The organism is Acinetobacter sp. NRRL B-65365 (genome assembly GCF_001605865.1).
Classification (GTDB): domain Bacteria; phylum Pseudomonadota; class Gammaproteobacteria; order Pseudomonadales; family Moraxellaceae; genus Acinetobacter; species Acinetobacter vivianii.
This window is the reverse complement of record NZ_LRPD01000051.1, coordinates 1-20527: the sequence shown is the minus strand read 5'-3', so window position 1 is coordinate 20527 and position 20527 is coordinate 1. Positions and strand designations below refer to the sequence as shown.

19 protein-coding genes and 1 pseudogene are annotated in these 20527 nt (G+C 40.8%); 14 read left to right on the top strand and 6 right to left on the bottom strand.

The annotated features are described in order from the left end of the window. Window positions 1–305 precede the first annotated feature (305 nt). Window positions 306–1226: a LysR family transcriptional regulator gene (locus AWW72_RS16235; protein ID WP_004772588.1), complete on the top strand. Its 921-nt coding sequence runs from the start codon at window positions 306–308 to the stop codon at window positions 1224–1226. Between the two features lie 78 nt (window positions 1227–1304). Here the strand turns inward: AWW72_RS16235 and AWW72_RS16230 are convergent, their stop codons facing one another. Both AWW72_RS16230 and AWW72_RS16225 read right to left on the bottom strand, forming a co-directional pair. Further along, entirely contained in the window at window positions 1305–1760 is a 456-nt protein-coding gene (locus AWW72_RS16230; RefSeq protein WP_004772587.1) for a DUF441 domain-containing protein, read from the bottom strand. A 173-nt stretch (window positions 1761–1933) separates the two neighbouring features. Beyond that, the gene (locus AWW72_RS16225; RefSeq protein ID WP_004772586.1) at window positions 1934–2788 is read right to left on the bottom strand and encodes a hypothetical protein; all 855 of its coding nucleotides are present in this window, start codon (window positions 2786–2788) and stop codon (window positions 1934–1936) included. 448 nt (window positions 2789–3236) lie between these two features. Between AWW72_RS16225 and AWW72_RS16220 the strand changes: the two genes are divergently transcribed. Further along, complete coding sequence (locus AWW72_RS16220; protein WP_005257994.1) at window positions 3237–3797, top strand: TetR/AcrR family transcriptional regulator; 561 nt, start codon at window positions 3237–3239, stop codon at window positions 3795–3797. Window positions 3798–3914: 117 nt separating this feature from the next. Here the strand turns inward: AWW72_RS16220 and AWW72_RS16215 are convergent, their stop codons facing one another. Continuing rightward, on the bottom strand, window positions 3915–4694 hold the full coding sequence (locus AWW72_RS16215; RefSeq protein ID WP_004772583.1) for a ferredoxin--NADP reductase: 780 nt from the start codon (window positions 4692–4694) through the stop codon (window positions 3915–3917). Window positions 4695–4812: 118 nt separating this feature from the next. Here AWW72_RS16215 and tsaA point away from each other — a divergent pair, with 118 nt between their 5' ends. The 5 genes from tsaA to AWW72_RS16190 all read left to right on the top strand — a co-directional run bounded on the left by tsaA (window position 4813) and on the right by AWW72_RS16190 (window position 9902). After that, window positions 4813–5526, top strand: coding sequence for a tRNA (N6-threonylcarbamoyladenosine(37)-N6)-methyltransferase TrmO (tsaA, locus tag AWW72_RS16210; protein WP_171254742.1), 714 nt, complete (start codon window positions 4813–4815; stop codon window positions 5524–5526). A 48-nt stretch (window positions 5527–5574) separates the two neighbouring features. After that, window positions 5575–7353, top strand: coding sequence for a type IV pilus assembly ATPase TfpB (gene tfpB, locus AWW72_RS16205; protein ID WP_062848018.1), 1779 nt, complete (start codon window positions 5575–5577; stop codon window positions 7351–7353). Window positions 7354–7440: 87 nt separating this feature from the next. Then, complete coding sequence (locus AWW72_RS16200) at window positions 7441–7806, top strand: NirD/YgiW/YdeI family stress tolerance protein (RefSeq protein WP_062848017.1); 366 nt, start codon at window positions 7441–7443, stop codon at window positions 7804–7806. Window positions 7807–7906: 100 nt separating this feature from the next. Beyond that, on the top strand, window positions 7907–8569 hold the full coding sequence (locus tag AWW72_RS16195; protein ID WP_047428020.1) for a response regulator transcription factor: 663 nt from the start codon (window positions 7907–7909) through the stop codon (window positions 8567–8569). A gap of 1 nt (window position 8570) precedes the next feature. Continuing rightward, window positions 8571–9902 (top strand): sensor histidine kinase, encoded by a 1332-nt coding sequence (locus AWW72_RS16190; RefSeq protein ID WP_062848016.1) that lies wholly within the window; start codon window positions 8571–8573, stop codon window positions 9900–9902. A gap of 86 nt (window positions 9903–9988) precedes the next feature. On the opposite strand, the gene hemP is transcribed toward AWW72_RS16190, so the two are convergent. Further along, the gene (gene hemP / locus AWW72_RS16185; RefSeq protein ID WP_004661888.1) at window positions 9989–10159 is read right to left on the bottom strand and encodes a hemin uptake protein HemP; all 171 of its coding nucleotides are present in this window, start codon (window positions 10157–10159) and stop codon (window positions 9989–9991) included. Window positions 10160–10335: 176 nt separating this feature from the next. Here hemP and AWW72_RS16180 point away from each other — a divergent pair, with 176 nt between their 5' ends. Continuing rightward, a complete protein-coding gene (locus AWW72_RS16180; RefSeq protein ID WP_062848015.1) occupies window positions 10336–11247 on the top strand; it encodes an NUDIX domain-containing protein in 912 nt (303 codons plus the stop codon). 2 nt (window positions 11248–11249) lie between these two features. Here the strand turns inward: AWW72_RS16180 and AWW72_RS16175 are convergent, their stop codons facing one another. Continuing rightward, entirely contained in the window at window positions 11250–11795 is a 546-nt protein-coding gene (locus tag AWW72_RS16175) for a hypothetical protein (protein WP_062848014.1), read from the bottom strand. A gap of 21 nt (window positions 11796–11816) precedes the next feature. Then, window positions 11817–14231, bottom strand: a complete 2415-nt coding sequence (gene mrcB / locus AWW72_RS16170) for a penicillin-binding protein 1B (RefSeq protein WP_062848013.1) — start codon at window positions 14229–14231, stop codon at window positions 11817–11819. Between the two features lie 234 nt (window positions 14232–14465). Here mrcB and AWW72_RS16165 point away from each other — a divergent pair, with 234 nt between their 5' ends. The 6 genes and pseudogenes from AWW72_RS16165 to AWW72_RS19570 form a co-directional block, all read left to right on the top strand. After that, window positions 14466–15374, top strand: coding sequence for an NAD(+) kinase (locus AWW72_RS16165; protein WP_032810682.1), 909 nt, complete (start codon window positions 14466–14468; stop codon window positions 15372–15374). Beyond that, window positions 15371–15643, top strand: coding sequence for a YeaC family protein (locus AWW72_RS16160; protein WP_004772572.1), 273 nt, complete (start codon window positions 15371–15373; stop codon window positions 15641–15643). Before AWW72_RS16165 ends, AWW72_RS16160 begins: the two co-directional genes overlap by 4 nt. 199 nt (window positions 15644–15842) lie before the next feature. Continuing rightward, on the top strand, window positions 15843–18623 hold the full coding sequence (locus AWW72_RS16155) for a type VI secretion system Vgr family protein (protein WP_062848012.1): 2781 nt from the start codon (window positions 15843–15845) through the stop codon (window positions 18621–18623). Next, window positions 18620–19618 (top strand): hypothetical protein, encoded by a 999-nt coding sequence (locus tag AWW72_RS16150; RefSeq protein ID WP_062848011.1) that lies wholly within the window; start codon window positions 18620–18622, stop codon window positions 19616–19618. The genes AWW72_RS16155 and AWW72_RS16150 overlap by 4 nt, the downstream gene beginning before the upstream one ends. Beyond that, entirely contained in the window at window positions 19615–20046 is a 432-nt protein-coding gene (locus AWW72_RS16145) for a hypothetical protein (protein WP_062848010.1), read from the top strand. Before AWW72_RS16150 ends, AWW72_RS16145 begins: the two co-directional genes overlap by 4 nt. Before the next feature lie 298 nt (window positions 20047–20344). Then, window positions 20345–20527: pseudogene (locus tag AWW72_RS19570) on the top strand (hypothetical protein); the annotation flags it as partial.

Here is a 20527-nt window from a genome sequence, read left to right as displayed (position 1 = left end):
GCTTAAAAGTGTATTTCCTTATTTGATTATTTAACATTGAATAGAGTTTTTTCAAAAGTCGAAAAATAATCAATAATTGGCAAGAAATTGGTGTCCAAAGTTCCTTCTCCCTTAGGGAGAAGGTTAGGATGAGGGGGGGCATATAAATTTTTTCCTTGAGATTAGGATTATTAGTTTTGTTAAAAAAATACATTCTTTAAATTAGAAAATTTCATTGAATAGGAAAAGAGTGAAATTCAACTCATGTTGAGACTTTCTAATTAATTTTATGTTAAGATGAAATAAATTCAATTCTGGGTGTTGCTGTGCTAGAACTCCGTCATTTAAAAACATTACTTGCGTTAAGAGAACATGGTTCATTGGTCGCTGCGGCAACTGATTTATGCCTGACACCGTCTGCAATTTCTCATCAATTAAAAGAACTTGATCATTGGTATGGGGTAGAAGTGGTAAATCGCCGTAGTCGCCCTGTCAGCTTTTCCAATGTCGGAGAGCGTTTGCTTAAATTGGCAGATGATGTATTGCCGCAAGTTCAGATTGCACAGACCGATATTACCCGTATCGTACATGGTCAGACAGGACGAATTATTTTTTCTTCGGAATGCCATAGCTGTTTTGACTGGCTGATGCCATTGTTGAATCAATATCGTCATCAATATCCGGATGTAGATTTGGATTTTGCCGCAGGTTTTGAATCTAATCCACATGAGCTGTTGCAAAATTCCGAGTTTGATTTATTGATCACAGCCGATCCAATTGCCTTGAAGGGAATTGAATATTTTCCAATCTTTAAATATGAATCACGTTTAGTGCTTTCCAGCACGCATCCTTTAGTTCGAGCTGAGCAGGTTTCAGTTCAGGATTTGGCTGAAGAAACCTTGATCACTTATCCTGTCGATAAGCATCGCCTAGACATTATGGCGCATCTGTTTATTCCTGCCAATGTATATCCGAAGCACATTCGTACCACGGATCTGACTCAAATGCTGATTCAACTGGTGGCAAGTGGGCGTGGTATTGCAGCTTTACCAGATTGGGTTGTGAATGAATATGAGCAAAAAGGCTGGGTGGTAAGCCGTCGTCTAGACTGTGTAGCACCAGAAGGCCTAAGACGTACTTTGTATGCGGGCTATCGGGTAGAGGATAAAGAGAAGAACTATTTTGAGGGCTTCATCAAGCAGCTTGAAAAGTTTTCCAAGATGCGTGCTGTGTATTACGAAAACTAATTAAAGTTAATTTAGAAAATAAAGGTAGCAATCTGCTACCTTTATTTTTATGAGGCGATTAAGCAGATCATAAATATTCTAAGATTTCCCAATCAGCAAAGACAAAATACCTGCGGCAATCAGTGGGCCAACGGGAACACCTCTCAATAAGGCAACACCTGCAACGGTACCGATCAGAAGTCCTGCGACGACATCAGGCTGGTTACTCATCAACTTCACCCCGCGACCTCCTAGCCATGCAACCAATAAGCCAACGGCAATTGCTGCTAAAGACTTAATACTGATAAATGATTTAAGGATGCTTTCACCACTGATCTTGCCACTTGCAATCGGAGCGAGTACGCCAATAGTGAGGATAATGATACCGATATTTAAACCATGATTCTGAATATAAGGAAAAAACTGGTTTAAAGGTGTCAGTTTGACCAAGATCAGGCAAGCGGCTGCCACCGTGACTGCCGTGTTTTGGCTAAAGATACCGCAACCTAATAAGACAAGCAGAACCACTAAATTGATATCGAATTGTGAGAACATCGCAGGGCATGGAGAGGGAAATAAAGTTGAATTATATCGTAATTTATCGAGGTTTATTTTAAAAACGGCTTTTTTCTTATCTTATAATTGAGTTTTAATAATTTAAATAGTTGAAATTTAATAAAAATAAAGGAAGCCATTTCCAAAGTTAGAAATGGCTTTTCCTGAGAAAGTTAGGCCAGTTTTTTGAAGCTTCCGTAGTATGCAATTTGTTCATCCCAGAACTGTTCCCATAAATCACAGTATTCAAGACAGATTTGACGGATTGAATCATATTCAGACTCAACGCAGGCTTGTGCCAGAACAAACCACAAATCATCTTCATGGTCATCATCAGCCGCCTCGGCGGTCGCATCATGTGAAACACCATGAACATAGTAGTAGCCGCTATCGACATCAAAACCAACCGCTTTGGTCGCTTGGCGTAAAGCAGGACTGAATAAAATCACTTCTTCTTCTGCCACAGCAAGTAAAGCAGAAACGGCTTGATAGCTGTTAAACGAGTTCTCCAGATAGTTACGCACACGTTGAGCGATTAGCGAAGGTTGATAGTCATTGCGCTCAGACTGGCTCAATTCAAAATCATTGAGGACCTCTTCAAACAATGGATAATGCGCGTATTCAGGATTACCAGAATAATAGCCTTCCTGATCCAGACCAGGTCGGAAACCAAATTCATCCAGAATATTCAGGTTTAATAGAAACCGTGGAAACATTTTTGAACCCGATAATAGGCGCGGTTCTAATTGTTTAGTCTGGAATTGTGCCATCAGCAAAGCATCAGTAAATACCTGAACAATGGCATGTCGATATTCGAGATGAATATGTTTTAATGCCTCTTTGTCAATTACACCGTCATTTAAAAGTTGAATGGCAGGATGTCTCGAAACAGGATGATTTGAAATTTCTGCTCTTAATTTGTTCAGAAAGTTCAGATTCTTGTTCCATACGTCTGTAGAAATACTATTCTTCATTCCTTCAATAGCTTTCTGTCTTGGGTTATCAAAGTTTTCAAATTTTTTTGGCATAGTCTTGTACTCGATGAATTAATAATATTATTGCTTTTCCAATTATTTAGTTAGATTTTCTTTGGTTGATTATGGATATAACTATTGGTACAACCAAACATCTTTTTATTGGATGATTTAAATATAAAATGATTTTTTTGTGAAATCAATTTATTAAGACGGCTAAAAAATGGCAATAAAGTTTATTATTTAACTTAACTGTAAATAAAAGGTGAAATGATTCACGGTATATTCTTTTATTTAAAAAATAGAAAGATTTTTTTACAAATGATCTTGTGTATAAGCCTTTTTTTTCATACCCTATAAGAGGAACAATAAAGAAAATTCGACTTTTCTATAATGCTCTTAAAATAAGATAAACATACATAGTGGCCAGAAATTTCCAGCATGTAAACTATGTCTTAATAATACGTTAAGTTTTTTGATAGAATTCTAAAAGGATAATAAAATGTCAAAAAAAGAAGATATTATTGTAACGGCTCTAGACCTTTTTAACCGTCATAACTACAGTTCTGTAGGTGTGGATCGAATTATTAGTGAGTCAGGTGTTGCCAAAATGACTTTCTACAAATACTTTCCCTCTAAAGAGAATCTGATTGAAGAGTGTCTGTCTCGAAGGAACAAAAGTATTCAGGAAGCTATTGAAACAGAAATTAACCTCAAACAGGAAGATGACTATTTGGGTAAAATTAAAGCAGTCTATTTTTGGCATTTGGGCTGGTTTAATTCAGATGATTTTCACGGCTGTATGTTTCAAAAAGCTTCATTAGAAATATTACAGCAATATCCTTCAATTATTCGACCAATCATGGAGTATCGTGAATGGTTAATGGCATTGGTTGAGGGGTTGTTTGTAAAGGCTCAGGTCTATCAGCCTCATGTATTAACTGCCATGTATATTAACATTCTGGATGGAATGACATCTTATGCCAAAGTAAATAAAGATCATGCTGAGATTGAAGAGTGTTGGTATTATATTGAGCGATTGATACATTTAGATGCTGCATAATCACTCATTATTTTAGTTTTTCAATCATTATGTTTATATAAATAAAATTACATTTTTATAAAACTTAAAAATAAAAAACCGAGGTTTTAGCCTCGGTTCTTTTTGCATTTATTCAAATTATTTTTCAACAAATGCGCGTTCAATTACATAATCACCCATAACGCCCATACGTGGTGATTCGACTAAACCATGTTGGTCAAGCAGTGCAGCAACGTCTTTCAAGAAGGCAGGGCTACCACAGAGCATTGCACGGTCAGTTTCACGGTTAAAACGTGGTAAACCAATTTTTTCAAACAGTTCGCCTGTCTCAATTGCCGTAGTTACACGACCTTGGGTGTGGAACGGCTCACGTGTTACGGTTGGGTAGTAGATCAACTTATCTTTGATTCCTAACTCTTCAAAGAATTCATGGTTAGGAAGTTCATTCAAGATTAAATCTTGGTATGCAAGTTCAGACACATAACGTGTACCGTGAACCATAATCACTTTTTCAAATTTTTCGTAAGTTTCTGGATCACGAAGTAAAGAAAGGAATGGTGCAAGGCCTGTACCAGAAGATAAAAGATATAAATTTTTACCTGGTAATAAATCGTCGTGTACTAAAGTGCCTGTAGGCTTTTTAGAAATAAGGATTTCGTCGCCCACTTGTACTTTTTGTAAAATAGAAGTTAATGGACCGTCTTGTACTTTAATAGAGAAGAATTCTAGCTCTTCTTCATAATTCGCACTGGCGATCGAATAAGCACGCATCAAAGGCTTACCATTCACTTCAAGGCCGATCATTACAAACTGACCATTTTTAAAACGTAAGCTGACGTCGCGTGTAGTTTTAAAACTGAAAAGTGTGTCATTCCAGTGGTGAACATGAGTAATGCGTTCAACGTTAAAAGCAGCCATTAAAGGTCTCGATCACAGTTAAAAGAAACAGATCGCTATTCTAATCTAAAATCATTCTCGATAAACTGAATATATTTAATTGTGTTTATAAGAAAAAGTGATGAACAATTCTGTAGTGATGCCAATTATTGGCCATATGCGTTCGCCTTACCGTGAGAAATTCGGCATTCCGCGCCAGCCAAATCTGGTGCAGGTTGAGTCTTATATAGAGATGACGGAGGCTTATAGCGATATTCTGGCATTTGAGGGGATCGAAGATTTTAGCCACTTATGGCTGCTGTGGCAGTTCCATGAGAATAAAAAATCGGATAACACTTTGAATCAAATGCCTAAATTTCGTGCACAAGTACGTCCGCCGAGACTTGGAGGTAACCAGAAAATAGGAGTTTTTGCGACGCGAAGCATGTATCGTCCATCTCCGATTGGTTTGTCTGTCGTACAATTTTTGCGCGTTGAAAAGCATGGTAAAGCGGTGCGTGTCTATGTCACGGGGAGTGATTTACTGGATGGGACGCCAATTTTAGACATCAAACCGTATATTCAATATTCGGATGCAATTGCTGATTCTGTCAGTGGATATGCACAAGAAGAGCCGCAGCGTAAAACGGTTGTTTGGTCGGAAAATGCACAACAGCAACAGCAGCAGTTACTAAAGCAGGGAATTTTGGATAAAAAGATATTCGATGAACTTGAACAAGTGTTATCTTTAGATCCTCGACCTGCGTATCAAAATGATGCTGAACGCGTGTATGGAATGTGCTTTGCAGTGTTGAATGTGCGTTTTACGGTCGGTGAACAGGATGTCATCGTTATTGCAGTTGAACAAAGTTAAAACTTTAAAAATATAAATTTCGTTAAAAAATTTGGGGAATGAACGGTTATGCAAGCTCAGGCAAAATTCGCAAACTTTTCTTTTACGATTGATGTGACGTGGTGCTTAGAGCAACTACTGAAAGATGGTCGGATTACTGAACGCGACAAATTGCTGGTTCAGACCACACATCGCCAAAAAGATCAGTTAAAATGGCATCCTTTGCAGTGGATTGCCAATTTTAGTTTAAAAGACCAACTGAATGCGGGTATGACCTTATCGTTGAATCGTTTGTGTCAATGGCTGGCTGAAAAAGCCGATCTTCCCTTATTTATCATTGATCCGCTTAAAGCCGATGTAGCTGCCTTGACCAGTGTCATGTCACAGGAATTTGCAGTCAGAAATCATATTCTAGCGGTGGAGGTACAGGCAGACCGAATTTTGATCGGAACCGATCAGCCTTTCACCACCGAATGGTTAAACAATCTGGAACGTAGTCTGGCACCTAGAAAGATTGAAAAAGTTCTATTAAATCCTGAACAGTTACAACGCTATATTGTTGAGTATTATCAAGTTAGCCGTGCGGTCAGTTCCTCACAAAATGCCAGTATCTATGACCGGGAAAATAAAGGCGTTGAAGCTTTATTACAGTTAGGTGATACACAAAATCCTGATGCCAATGACCAGCATATTGTCAAACTGGTGGACTGGGTGCTGCAATTTGCGTTTGAGCAAGGTGCCAGCGATATTCATCTAGAACCACGAAAAGACAAAGGTAAGGTGCGTTTCCGTATCGACGGTGTGTTGCATACTATCTATAACATGCCTGCCAATACACTAACGGCGGTGATTTCCCGTATTAAAATTTTAGGTCGCATGAATGTGGCGGAAAAGCGTAAACCGCAGGATGGACGTTTAAAAACCCGTACACCGAAAGGACAGGAAACTGAATTACGTCTTTCGACTCTGCCGACTGCTTTCGGTGAAAAGCTGGTGATGCGTATTTTCGACCCAGAAGTATTGGTGCGTAGTTTCCAACAACTGGGTTTTGAAGGTCATTTATTACAGAGCTGGCAGCAGTTGACGCAACACAGTCATGGCATCATTTTGGTTACAGGGCCAACAGGTTCAGGTAAGACCACCACCTTGTATTCATCTTTAAAGCAATTGGCAACCGAACAGGTCAATGTCTGTACCATTGAAGATCCGATTGAAATGCTGGAACCTAGTTTTAACCAGATGCAAGTCAATCCAAACATTGAGTTAGGCTTTGCAGATGGCGTGCGGGCTTTAATGCGTCAAGATCCTGACATTATCATGGTCGGTGAGATTCGTGACCATGACACCGCCAATATGGCGATTCAGGCTGCATTAACAGGGCATCTGGTGTTATCTACCTTACATACCAATGATGCACCGTCGAGCCTGACGCGTTTACATGATCTAGGCGTGCAGCCATTCTTGACTGCTGCAACGATTCTTGGTGTTCTGGCACAACGTCTGGTTCGTCGCCTGTGTCCGCATTGTAAGCAAGAAACACCAATCAATGAGCAAGAATGGGAACATCTAACCTTTGATTATATGATGGATATGCCAACCAGCATGTATAAAGCTGTGGGGTGTGAAGCATGCCGTCATACTGGATATAAGGGCCGTGTCGGTATTTACGAATTTATGCCTGTCAGTCTGGAGCTCAAGTCGATCATCAGTGCGCATGGCACACTCAATGATCTAAAAGGACAAGCAAAAAAAGAGGGAATTGAGCCATTACGGATTGCGGGTGCACGTAAAGTGATTGAAGGTGTGACCGCGTTAGAAGAAGTATTGCGCGTGGTGCCATTAAATTAAGGTACAGCGTCATCTTCAGATTCACCTCATCTTGGTTTGTTTTAATAACTCCATCGAAATGATGAAACCACGATGAGGGGAAAGGATATGAACGTATTATCTAAATTTGCAGTTGTTGCTGGCTTGGTTGGCTCAACTACTTTTGCCGTAGCGAATACTACTGCTGTAAATCAGCAAGCATTGGCGCTGACTCAAATCACCACAGTCAAACAGGCTTTGACTATGAAAGATGATACGCCAGTTAAATTGAAAGGTTATGTGGTAAAAGCAACAGGTGATGAGAAATATCAGTTTAGTGACCAGACTGGTTCAATGACGGTCGATATTGATGATGATTTATGGCAAGGTAAGCCAGTATCAGCAAAAACACCAGTGACCTTAATTGGTGAAATCGACATCGACTATAAGCCAGCGAAACGTGTTGAAGTTGATGTTGATCAGGTTCAATTCTAAAGATTGATGGACGAATAAAAAAACCACATGATCATCATGTGGTTTTTTGTTTATGATTTATTTTAAGATTATGTGAAAGATCAACAGAGTGGGCTGTTTTATGCGAATTTTATTGGCTGAAGATGATGCCTCACAGGCGGAGAGTATCAAAGCCTGGCTGGAAATGGACGGTTATAGCGTTGACTGGGTGGAACGGGGGGATCATGCGATTCTGGCAGCCGAACAGCATCAATATGACTGTATCCTGCTGGATCGGGGCTTACCACAAGCTTCAGGCGATGAAATCCTTAAAACCATTCGCCGACAAAACACCAAAACTCCTGTTATTTTTATTACTGCCAAAGACCACATCCATGATCGGGTAGAAGGACTGGATCTAGGGGCTAATGACTATCTGGTCAAGCCATTTAATCTGGAGGAATTATCAGCTCGGGTTCGTTCTCAATTGCGTCAACATCAGACTCAAGCGGGTCAATATCTTCATTTTGCCAATTTACAACTTGATCCCCAAGCCAAGACCTTGATTCAGGACGGTAAAGCCGTCAATCTCACCGCTAAAGAGTTCCAGATTTTATATAAACTGATGCAGAAACCTGAGCATATTGTGACACGGGAACAACTGGAAGAATCTCTGTATGCATGGGGCGATGAAATTGAAAGTAATGCCATCGAGGTGTTTATTTATCAGATTCGTAAAAAGATTGGTGGTCAATATATCAAGACCATTCGCGGTCTAGGCTATCGCATGCATCAGGGGGAATAGAATGAAGGTGGTGTCATTACAAACCAAGCTGGTTAAAACTTCTTTAGTAAGTTCAATGATTGCTGGATGTGTGGCATTACTTTTGTTCGCCGTGATTTCGGTATATCAAACCATGCAGGTACAAGATGAAATCATGGACGAGATTTCAGATATGTTGCTGATTACGGATTTAACCCAAACCTCTGGGCAACAAATCGATGAACTGAGTGATGAATTTGATATCCAATATCAGTTGAGCAATTCGCAGCAAGTTTTAACCCAGTCCTCGGATTTTCAGCTTGATCCACAGCATCACACTTTGATTGCAGCAACTCATGGCGACTATGGCATAATTTGGCAGCAAGGCCAGTTATGGCGGAGTTATGCGGGCGAAGATGAACATGCACATATGCAAGTACTGATTTTACAGCCGCTCGGAGAACGTTTTAAAGACTTGCTGAATAGTTTCGCAGGCTATGCACTGATTTTAATGCTGGTGTGGCTGATGCAATGGATCATGTTACATTTCCTGATTAAACGACAATTTAAAGTGATTCATCAGTTATCTTCAGAAATATCAGAAAAAAATGCAGATGATTTGAGCCCGATACAAGCTGGGGATGTCGAACTCAAAGAATTGCAGCCAATGTTGAGGCAGCTCAATCGACTGTTACAGCGTCTTGAACAATCCTTACTAGCAGAGCAGCGTTTTACTGCTGATGCATCGCATGAATTGCGTTCACCTTTATCTGCGATTCAATTGCGATTGCAGTTACTACAGCGTAAATATCCTGAACGGGCTGGGGATTTCGTCCAGATGCAGCAAGATGTGAACCGTGGAATTCAAACACTGGAAAATTTATTACTGTTGGCGCGTCTAGATCCTGAGCATGCAGAAAATCTACCCAAAACTTATTTTGATTTACAAGAGGTGGTGCAGGAAGCAACACAAGCATTGGCATTATTTGCTAAAGAAAAGCGCATTCAAATTCATGCAGACATCACAGAACAATCAAATATGCTGCATGCCAATCAACAACTCATATTTACCTGCATCCGAAATATAATTGATAATGCGATCCGATATAGCATTGAGCAAGGACAGATTTATATCAGTTTGGAGCAGCAACAAGATGCTATAGCGCTAGTGATTGAAAATGAAGGACAAGGCGTGGACAACGACATACTAGAGCGATTGGGAGAGCGTTTTTATCGTGCCTTAGGAACTAAAACCCAAGGTTCGGGATTAGGCTTGTCGATTTGTAATAAAATTGTTGAATTGCATCAGGGCAAAATCAAGTTTTCCCAATCCAGCTATGGCGGACTCAAGGTGAGTATCCAGCTACCTATATAAATTTTCTAATGAGCAAAATAAAAAAAAGCAGCATGCGCTGACATACTGCTTATTCCCACGTTTATTATTATGCGGTTGTTATTATATTACTTCGTTAAAATCAGGCGATTATTACGCGTTAGACGTAAACGATACTCTTCACCCGCATGCATAATGCGGATTTCGCGCCCCAAGGCAAAAAGGTTGTTTGAATGCAACATTGGCAATGATTGAGCTGCATCTGTACTACGAGTAAATAGGTTGAATGGTGCGTTCATTTGTTATGCTCCGTGGTGTGTTCTTTAATGTTTTAAATGATAATCATTATCGAATAGACCTGTCAACGGAAATTTTAAGAATTTACAAAATCAGTGATTAATTTTGTTTTTGGTCATGTGAATTCGTGTTTAAATTCCCTAGAATCGGGATAAAAGATGAGAGATTTTAGTCTGTTATGACCAAAGCTACAGTTGATGTTGCAATCGCAATTTTATTACACAAAACCAAAGTATTGGTCGGCTGGCGACAGGCCAACCAGCATCAGGGCAATAAACATGAGTTTCCCGGTGGAAAAGTTGAAGCAGGTGAAACACCAGAGCAGGCTTGTCGCCGTGAGATTTATGAAGAAGTAGGGATTGGTATAAAAGACTGGCATGTTTTTGATGTGATCCGTCATGAATATGATGACATTATTGTGAATCTGCATTTGTTTCATGCCTATGTGCCCGATGAATTGCTCGATCTGATTCATCAACCGTGGGGATGGTATAAACGTGAACAACTGGCTGAGTTAAATTTTCCAAAGGCCAATGATGCCATTCTACAACGTTTGATCTGGCCTCATCTCATCAAGATTAGTGATCAAATCAATGCCTTGCCGCAACAAGAGGCGCTCTTATATTGGCGTACTGATTGTGCTGATATTGGACAGATCCAGCAGCAGCTTTTAAGGTTGAGCGATGCGCAATTACAGAAATTGATGATCAATATCGAACTCTGGCAGCAACTGGATGCTGAATTACGCGATAAGATCTCAACCATCCACTTGAAGCAATCACAGTTGATGAATGTAAGTAAAGCTGGCTTGGTTATTGGGAAGCGCTTTATCGCAGCTTGCCATGATGCTGTCTCATTGCAACATGCCCATCATATTGGTTGTGATGCTGTTTTGTTAAGTCCAGTACAGGCGACAGAAACGCATCCTGATGCGAAAGAATTGGGTTGGGAAGGTTTTGAAGAACTCGCTCGAACAAGCGATATTCCTGTGTTTGCTTTAGGTGGTGTTGCACCTGCTGAATTAAAACAAGCCCAAAAACATCATGCTTATGGGCTTGCCGGGATTCGTCAGTTTAGTGCAATTGACTAAGATTAGAGTGCCTGAAGGGCTCTGCGAGCTTCTTGGGCCTTCACCGAATGATTACGTGCTTCACTGGCTTTAAGAATAATTAACCACAACTGCTTTTTCATGGCATTGCTTTGCGCGTAACTGAGGCCACGGCGTGCCAATGCTTCTGCATTTGCATACTCTTTACGTTGATTCGCAATCATTGCCAAATACAAATAAGTTTCGGTGGCTTGTGGTGCGATACGTTGCGCCTGAAGGGCATAACGTTCAGCTTCCGCAAGTTGTTGCTGCTTATAAGCAACCTGCGTTTTTTGCATCAAGGTTTTAAATGCAGGTAGCTGACTACCATCATTAAACTTCTGTTGAACCTTTTGTTGAGGCACAACCACAGGAACGCTTTGACGCTTAATCTCTTTTTGATCATAAGGCGTGATTTTCACTCCAGAAGAAGGCTGAGTCACTTTCTTCGGTGGGTGAGTTGGCGAAGTCTTGGTTGGCGTCTTTTCAGGTGCCGTCGTACAACCCGCCAGTATAAGCATTCCGATAATCGCTGCTGTTTTCTTCATCATGTCCAATCATCCTTTTGAGGCTTAGTTCTCACCGTTACCGTTATAGCTGCCGCTGGAAATAACGCGTGCAGGGTTACGATTGGATAAATCTGTATCCATCTGGTTTTCACTCTCACGAATATAGTTACCAATGCTATCCTCATGCTCATCATTCTGTGTGTCATCTGTTTGTGGAATATAGGTCGGTTCCACTTCATAATGAGATTGACCACATAGGGTTGCACGACGTGGCACGGTTTGACGGAGTAATGGAATATACATCGCACCATCACAGCCTTGTGCAGATAAATCACCACTCGCGCTATCAATCCATTGCCATTGCACATTATCGGTCTGGCGCAGATTAACAGGCTCTTGACGAAGCTGTTTCATCACATTGGTCCAGACAGGAAGTGCACCTGATGAACCTGTTAAACCTGTGACTTTATTGTCATCTAGACCTAACCACACCACTGCAACATGATTGCCTGAATAACCTGCGAACCATGAATCTCGGGTGTCATTGGTGGTACCAGATTTACCAGCCAGATTTAATGATTCAGGTAAGCTGTTATAGGCAGAGCGACCTGTACCAGAACGCATTACTTGTTGTAAGCCAAAGTTCAGGATATAGGCTGCAGCAGGGTCAATGGTCTGTTGTACATTTAAGCCATAACGTTCAAGTAAATGTCCTTTGGCATCCACCACAGTACGGATAGAACGAGGCGGATATTTAAAGCCACCTGTCGCAAAGTTGCTATAGATGCTTAATACTTCCATTGGTGACATATTCACTGCGCCCAGATAGATCGAAGGGTAGGCAGGAATATCTGATGTCACACCAAACTGTCTTAATTTATTGCTAAATGCAGATAAACCAAATTCATTTCCTAAACGGACAGTGGATAAGTTGTATGAGTTTGCCAAAGCTTGTTGCATTGGTATAACACCATGCTCACCGCCGCTATAGTTTTTCGGTGTCCAGCTCTTATCACCATCAATTGGAATATTGACTGCGCTGTCTTCAATCGGGCTTGCCCATGTATATCGGCCTGACTCGATTGCATTCAAGTAAATGATCGGTTTAAGCAAAGAACCCACTTGACGTTTTGCATCAAGCGCACGGTTAAAACCAGTAAAGTCCTGTGTTGAACCTACGGCTGCAACCAGTTCACCATTTTCTGGATGGGCAACCAGTACAGCACCTTGCAGGTTTCTTAAACGGCCCGGGTTAGCATTGGCTAAACGGCTGACGGTACTCTTAAATGCGTTCTGTACCTGAGTTTGTGCGATTGGGTCAAGGGTTGTGAAAATTCTTAAACCTTGATTGGTAATATCACTTTCCTGATATTCCGTGCGTAATTGACGACGAACAATATCCAAGAAATCAGGGAATTTTGCAGGGCCTAAAGTTGGCTTGCTAACCACATTTAAAGGACGGGCAATTTCATCTTCATATTCTGCATCGGTCAAATAACCCATGACTTTCATGTTGTTTAGTACAACATCACGACGTTTCTTCGCCGATTCTGGATTACGCCACGGATTATAGAGAGAAGGGCCTTGAACTAGGCCAACCAGAAATGCCTGTTGTGAAATATTCAATTCACGCAATGGCAGACCGAAGTAAAACTGTGAAGCCAAGCCGTAACCATTAATAGAATAGCTACCATTCTGGCCTAAGTTTACTTCATTTAAGTAAGCTTCCAGAATCTCATCTTTGCTGTAATGTAATTCAATCAATAGCGCCATGAGTGCTTCATTGACTTTACGTTTCAGCGTTTTTTCTGGTGATAGATAGAAGTTCTTGACCAATTGCTGCGTTAAGGTTGAACCACCTTGACGACGCCCACCCGTTACATTACTGACGACAGCACGGGCAGTACCACGGATTGAAAGACCATGATGGTGATAGAAGTTACGATCTTCTGTCGAGATCAGAGCTTCGATCAGGGTTTTCGGTACTTTATTCAATTTAATGAGAACGCGGTCTTCATTATGTTGCGGATAAATACCACCAATCAATAAAGGTTCTAAACGTGCAATCCCTGTATTTGAGGGTTTGGTTGAGCGAACCTCACTCACTTCGCCATTGGCAAATGCTAGTTCCAGTACTTGTTCAGGCTCAGTACTATCACCGTAGTCAAAACCACGGGTGTGTACATACATCTGATTGCCTTGAACCACATAGCTACCAGACTTATCGTAGTTAGCCGTATTCTTATACCCGAGTAATTTTAACTCTTGCGTAAAATTATCCTGAGTAATCGGTGCATTGGCATAGATTTCCAATGGGCGTGCAAACACCTTGGCAGGGATGTCCCAACGCTGACCTTCAAACTTGTCACGAATAATATTATCCAGTCGGATCAGATAGATACTAAAGGCAACAAAGACACCTATCACTAACATTGAGAAAATGAGTGCTAGAAAACCAATACCACGTTCAAACTTCATAGATTTGCGTTAAAACCAAAACAATGACGGTAATGATGCGATAGCTTATTGTCATTTTGCAATCATAAAACTGTGAATAAATAGCAACATGCAATAAAAAGATTAAGAATGTGTTGACATTAACGGTATAAAAAAACAACGGATAGACATTTTTATACTTTTTAATCAATCATCAACGCAACATTGGTTGTTAATGATATGATAGTCAGTAATCGCGACGGAGCTGAATTATTCGTGCAAATTTCACATAAATCCTTTCGAAATATTGGTCTCATTGGACGACCAGATAAGTATTCTGTAGTAGAAACGTTATGTTTAATTCATGATCATTTGATCAATTTAGGTTTAAACCCCGTTTTTGATCAGGAAACAGCGAAACTTGTCCCCTATAGTCATGGGCAGACTGTAAGCCGTAACTTGCTGGGTGAAGTCGTAGATTTAGTGATTGTGGTGGGCGGTGATGGTTCACTGTTACATGCAGCGCGAGCTTTAGTCAGACATAATACCCCAGTGCTCGGTATTAACCGTGGTCGACTCGGCTTTCTAACCGACATCAAGCCAGCCGAAGCTATTTTTAAGCTGGATCAGGTATTACAAGGTCAGTTTCAGTTAGATCGCCGTTTCTTATTAGAAATGGAAGTCCGTACCAATGGCGAAACGATTTATGATGCAATTGCATTGAACGATGTAGTGTTGCATTCAGGAAAATCGGTGCATATGATCGATTTTGAACTGAATATTGATGGGCAATATGTCTATCGTCAGCATAGTGACGGTTTGATAGTTTCCACACCAACGGGTTCGACTGCTTATGCGCTGTCAGGCGGCGGGCCGATCTTGCATCCAAGTATGGATGCGATTGCACTGGTTCCGATGCATCCGCATACCTTGTCATCACGTCCTATCGTGGTCGGTGGGCAAAGCGAAATCAAGATTACCATTCGTGAAAATCGTGTTTTGCCTATGGTTAGTGCTGACGGACAACATAGTGTTGCATTAAATGTCGGCGACACGGTGCATATCCGCAAACATCCGTTTAAACTAAGCTTATTACATCCACCAGGTTATGACTTCTATATGGCATGTCGTACCAAGTTAGGGTGGAATCAAGATTTTGAATCTTTTCAACAGGATGACTCATGAATATTGAACAAATGCTCGCTATTTTAAATCCTGAAATTGTTGAGCGTCTTCGTACAGCTGTTGAAATTGGCAAATGGCCAAATGGTGTTGTATTGACCAAAGAGCAGCGTGAAATCTGTATGCAAGCAGTTTACGCATGGGAAATGGAAAATTTACCTAAAGAACAGCGCAGTGGTTATATCGACCGTGGTACTAAAGAAGAAGGTGAGGAATGTGATGATGATCATCACAAAAATGAACCTGAATTTAAGCCAATTCGTTTTGTTTAATATGAATTGAATGATTAAAAATGCTCCGATGATCGGGGCATTTTTTACGTTTGTTAAGATTAAATGAAAAAGGTATTTAAATTTCTAGTTATAAATAAAGAGACAAAAATTGTCGTAAAAAGACAGAACGTTCTAGTCATATTAGGGTTCTTTTCGGTAAAATGCTCTCAAGTTAAAAATTCAATTTCAATAAAAATATATGTTCAACACTATTTACTCGGCACTAGAACAAGTGGGCCTCACAGCACAGAAACGTGCGATCCATATTCAGTTTTCAAATCAAAATTTAAATTCCCAAGTCTTCCTGCAACGTATTGATGGCCAGCATGAATTAAACGCTGGCTTTAAGGCAGAGCTGATCTGTTTGTCGACCAATGCCACCATTCCACTCAAACAATTTATTGGCAGCCAAGCTGCAATTGACACCGTTACCGATCAGGGTCAACTGAGCCGTGTCACGGGGATTATCACTCAAGCCTTACAAGGCCAGTCTGATGGTAGCTTAACCCTCTATAAACTCACGCTCGAAGACCCAACCGCGCTGTGGAAACAACGCCGTAATAGCCGTGTGTTTATGAATAAAAGCGTGAGTGATGTGGTTGAAATTGTCTTTAAAGAATGGCAACAAAAAAGTCCCTTATTTGCCTCGAGCTTAACACTTGATTTAAGCGGACTCAGTCAAGACTATGATGTCCGTCCCTTTATCATGCAATCCAATGAAAGCGACTATGACTTTCTCACCCGTCTCATGCGTAGCGAAGGGATTAACTGGCTGGTAGATGAATCAAAGCTAAAAGTCGGTAGTGCCAGCGAACAGATTCAGGCCCAGAAACTCCGTTTAATTGATGACAATAGCCAGTACCAAGCCTTAGACCGTCGCCATATTCGCTACCACCGCAGTAGTGCCACCGAACAATACGACAGCATGACCAGTTTAGTGGGGCAACGCTCATTACAACCAAGTGCGGTGCATGTACAACGCTGGCAAGCCGATGCACTGGAACAGGAAGAAGGTGCAGGCAGTGTACAGAGCACCCACAAACATAGTGAACAACACGACAATGCCAGCCTTGGTTTAGAACAGGCATGGCACTTCTCACCAGCATGGATGCAAGACCTCAATGGAGAAGATGGAGCCACCCAATCTGGCAATGCGCAAATTGAAAAGCTCAATCAAAATTTGGGTCAATACTACGACCAACAATCCAAACAGTTCGTGGCGAAGAGCACCGTCCGAGATACCCATGTCGGTTACTGGTTTGAACTGGCAGAACACCCTGAAATTGACCAGCATAGTGGCGCAGACAAAGAATTTCTGATCACAGGCAAACAGTTCTATAACCAGAACAACCTACCTAAAGATCTACAGCAGCAGATTAATCAACTCTTAGCACAAAGTCATTGGCAGCTCACCCAACAAAGCAACACAGCAGAACGCCAAGCTAACCAGTTAATCCTACAACGCCGCAGCATCAAAACTGTTCCTGAATACAATCCATTACAACACCGACCAGCAGCATCCCCACAACGCGCTAAAGTGGTTGGCCCAAGTGGCGAAGAAATCCATGTCGATGAATGGGGGCGGATTAAAGTCCGCTTTCTGTTTACCCGCAATGAAGACCACAGCCATGATGGTGGTGCAGGAGCCAATGACAATGACACCGATTCAGCTTGGGTCGATGTTCTGACGCCTTGGGCAGGCGAAGGCTATGGAGCCCGCTTCCTACCGCGTATCAATGAAATCGTGGTCATTGACTTCTTTGATGGCAATATTGATCGGCCATTTGTGGTGGGCCGCATTCATGAAGCACAACGCAGCCCGACCAAGTTCGACAATGCAGGCAAGCTGCCTGATACCAAGAAACTGGCAGGGATCAAGTCCAAAGAATACCAAGGCGAAGGCTTTAACCAGTTACGCTTTGATGACACCACAGGACAGATCAGCGCACAGCTACAAAGCAGCCACGCTGCCAGCCAACTTAACTTAGGTAAACTGAGCCATCCTAAAGCCACAGCGGAAAGTGAAGACCGCGGTGAAGGTTTTGAATTGCGGACTGACCAATGGGGTGCAGTCCGAGCTGGAGAAGGTCTACTGGTTTCCACGCATAAGCAGGATCAGGCCAAAGGCGAACATCTTGATGCCCAACCTGCCAAACAACAGCTGGAAGGCAACCAGAGCAATGCCAAAGCTTTAAGTGAAGTGGCTAAGAACCAGCAGACCGATGAAATTGAATCGCTTGATCAGCTCAAAGAATTTGCAGAGCAGATTCAAGAGAAAATTGCCCAATTTAAAAAATCACTGTTATTACTTAATTCACCCGCTGGCATTGGCTTAAGCACCAATGAAGATATTCATTTATCCGCGGATGGGCAGATCAACCAGTTTGCAGGCGATAGTATTAATTTGAGTACGCAGAAGAATCTGATTACGCATGCGCAAAACCGAATTAGCCTGTTTGCCGCGCAAAATGGGATTAAACAGGTGGCTGCCAAAGGTAAGTTTGAGGTTCAGGCTCAGTCAGATGGAATAGATTTGCTTGCCAAACAAGGGATTCAGATTATTTCTACGGAAGACCGCATTGAGATCAGTAGTCCGAAAGAGATTGTGATTACCGCGGGTGGTTCTCAGATCAAGCTGAATGGCTCAGGTATTTTTCCGATCACAGGCGGTAAATTTGAGGTGAAAGCAGGGCAGCATTTGTTTAAGTCTGGTGAACAAGTTGTTAGCCACTTTCCAATATTACCCGAAAGTAAGGGACTATTTAATCTAAGTGTTCAACTGATTGATAATCAAAATATACCGTATAAAAATAAAGCATATTTCGCAATGTCAGAATCAGGCAAGCAATTTGAAGGTGTTACTGATGAAAATGGATACACTCAAAGAATATATACAGAGAAAGAAGAACAAATATCTTTCCATCTTTTAGACAATCATGATTATCCAGATCCTGTGCCAGGCGAGGAAGACATAGAATGAGCACCTGCTATGTACAATTGAGATTGAGAGGGTTAGGTGATTATACTAACTTTTCATTTTCTGCAATATTTACCGCACAAGATACTGGTAGACAGTTTGAAACCAATAAATTGAAGATCAACCCTTCAGGTATATCTGTTGAGGCAAATTTCCCTTTGCAAAAAAATGAGAACCCAGAAAACTGTACTGTTCGAATTAATGTTTATTTGCCAACTGGAAGGTTGTTAGAGCCTCAACCCTTTGTTGGCACTACGTATACAAAAGAGTCAGGCAGTAACGTAAAGCATACAGTATATGAAGTTAAACTAGTTACTCATCATACTAGCCAAGACAAAGATCACAACATTGGTAATATCGCGGTTAATCGTTCGGTGCATCCTCCAGAAGGGTTATACACGGTAGCCTATTACAATACAGCTATTAACACCTCAGCAGCAAAGTATGGTGTGGACCCTATGACGATTGGTTCAATCGTTTTTCAAGAAAAATTCTATTCATCTGCTGCTATTGCCAAGAACTATATCGCTTACACTAAAGATAAGTTCGGTGTTAAACCACACAGGAGTTATGGCTTGGGTGAAATGCAACTAGGCTTAGCAGCCGACTTACTTGGTTTTCCAGAGAGTGACCCAAATAGGCTCAGAAAAACTTTTGACCTCATAACAAATGATCCTCAAGTTGCAACAGATATGGTTGCTAAGAACATTCAATTAAAGCAACTAAAGTTAGGGCGACGGCTCACTCCAAGAGAAGCAACTATTTTGCATAATGCTGGGGAGAGTGGTTTGGATTCTTTTTTGGACCCGGCAGAAGATAAGACGAATTTTGAAAACCCTAGAAAAGTCTATAATCGCTCAAGAAATTGGCAGGAATCAATCAGACAAGCTTTACGAGGAATTATTTACTCTAAGCCAGATAGTTGCCCAGCTTGTACTGCCACTCCACGCACATTACATAAATATTGGACACCTGGTGAGGGCTACACAGGACTATGAAAAATTTAACATTAAAACATTACTTGGCGCTTATTTTGGTTCTTTCAGGCATTCTGGCTATTTGCTTTGAATCTCTTACAAAAGGTTTTGTCACCTACATACCTTATGGGGGGGGTGAATTTGTTTACCTGAGGGAAATGGATGGCTCAAACGAAGACGAAAGCGTACTCCTTTGGTTCTTCGGTATCGTAAGCGTTATTCTTGGTACTATAATGTTCTTTGTGAAGAATATTACATATGTTCTGAGAATTGGCTTTTTTGCTTATGTATTCCTGTTCTTATGTGCACTCATGACTGATAGCGATCCTTTAAACCAACTCATTATTAATACAGTTAAGTTTGATCATAATATCTACTTGATTTTATGGTGTGTTTTTTTAGCTCTTTATACTGTAGTTTTTACAATATTAAATATGAGAAATGACTGATTTTTAATAGTAGTTGTTTTGAAAATTATTTTCATGGGTTTTGTAACACAATACATTTCTTGCCGTTGCTGAAAAATGTTGATATGAATTTAAAAGGTATAGTTATATCTTTGCTTTTAAGCAAAGTGCTTTCACCACATATCTAAACAAGCACTTTTTATAAGGGCTTGTTTTTGATTGATATTATACTCTTATAAAAAAACATAGAATTTTGGTTGACATAGATTGATTTAAGTTGACAGGGATTGTTAATAAACTAACTTCTGAAGATACTGTTATAAAAAGAGAGTTAAAATAGATGGAAAAATTTATAGCATTAACATTTTTACTTTTATTGGGTTGCACTAATGTAAATAACGATGTTTTTTTGACAAAAGAAATACCAGTGGGAAAAGTAGGGAGTCCTTATTATGCAGAAATCAAAATGAAAGAATATCGTGTTATTGAGGATACTTTTCTTGTACAGTCAAATATAGATCAA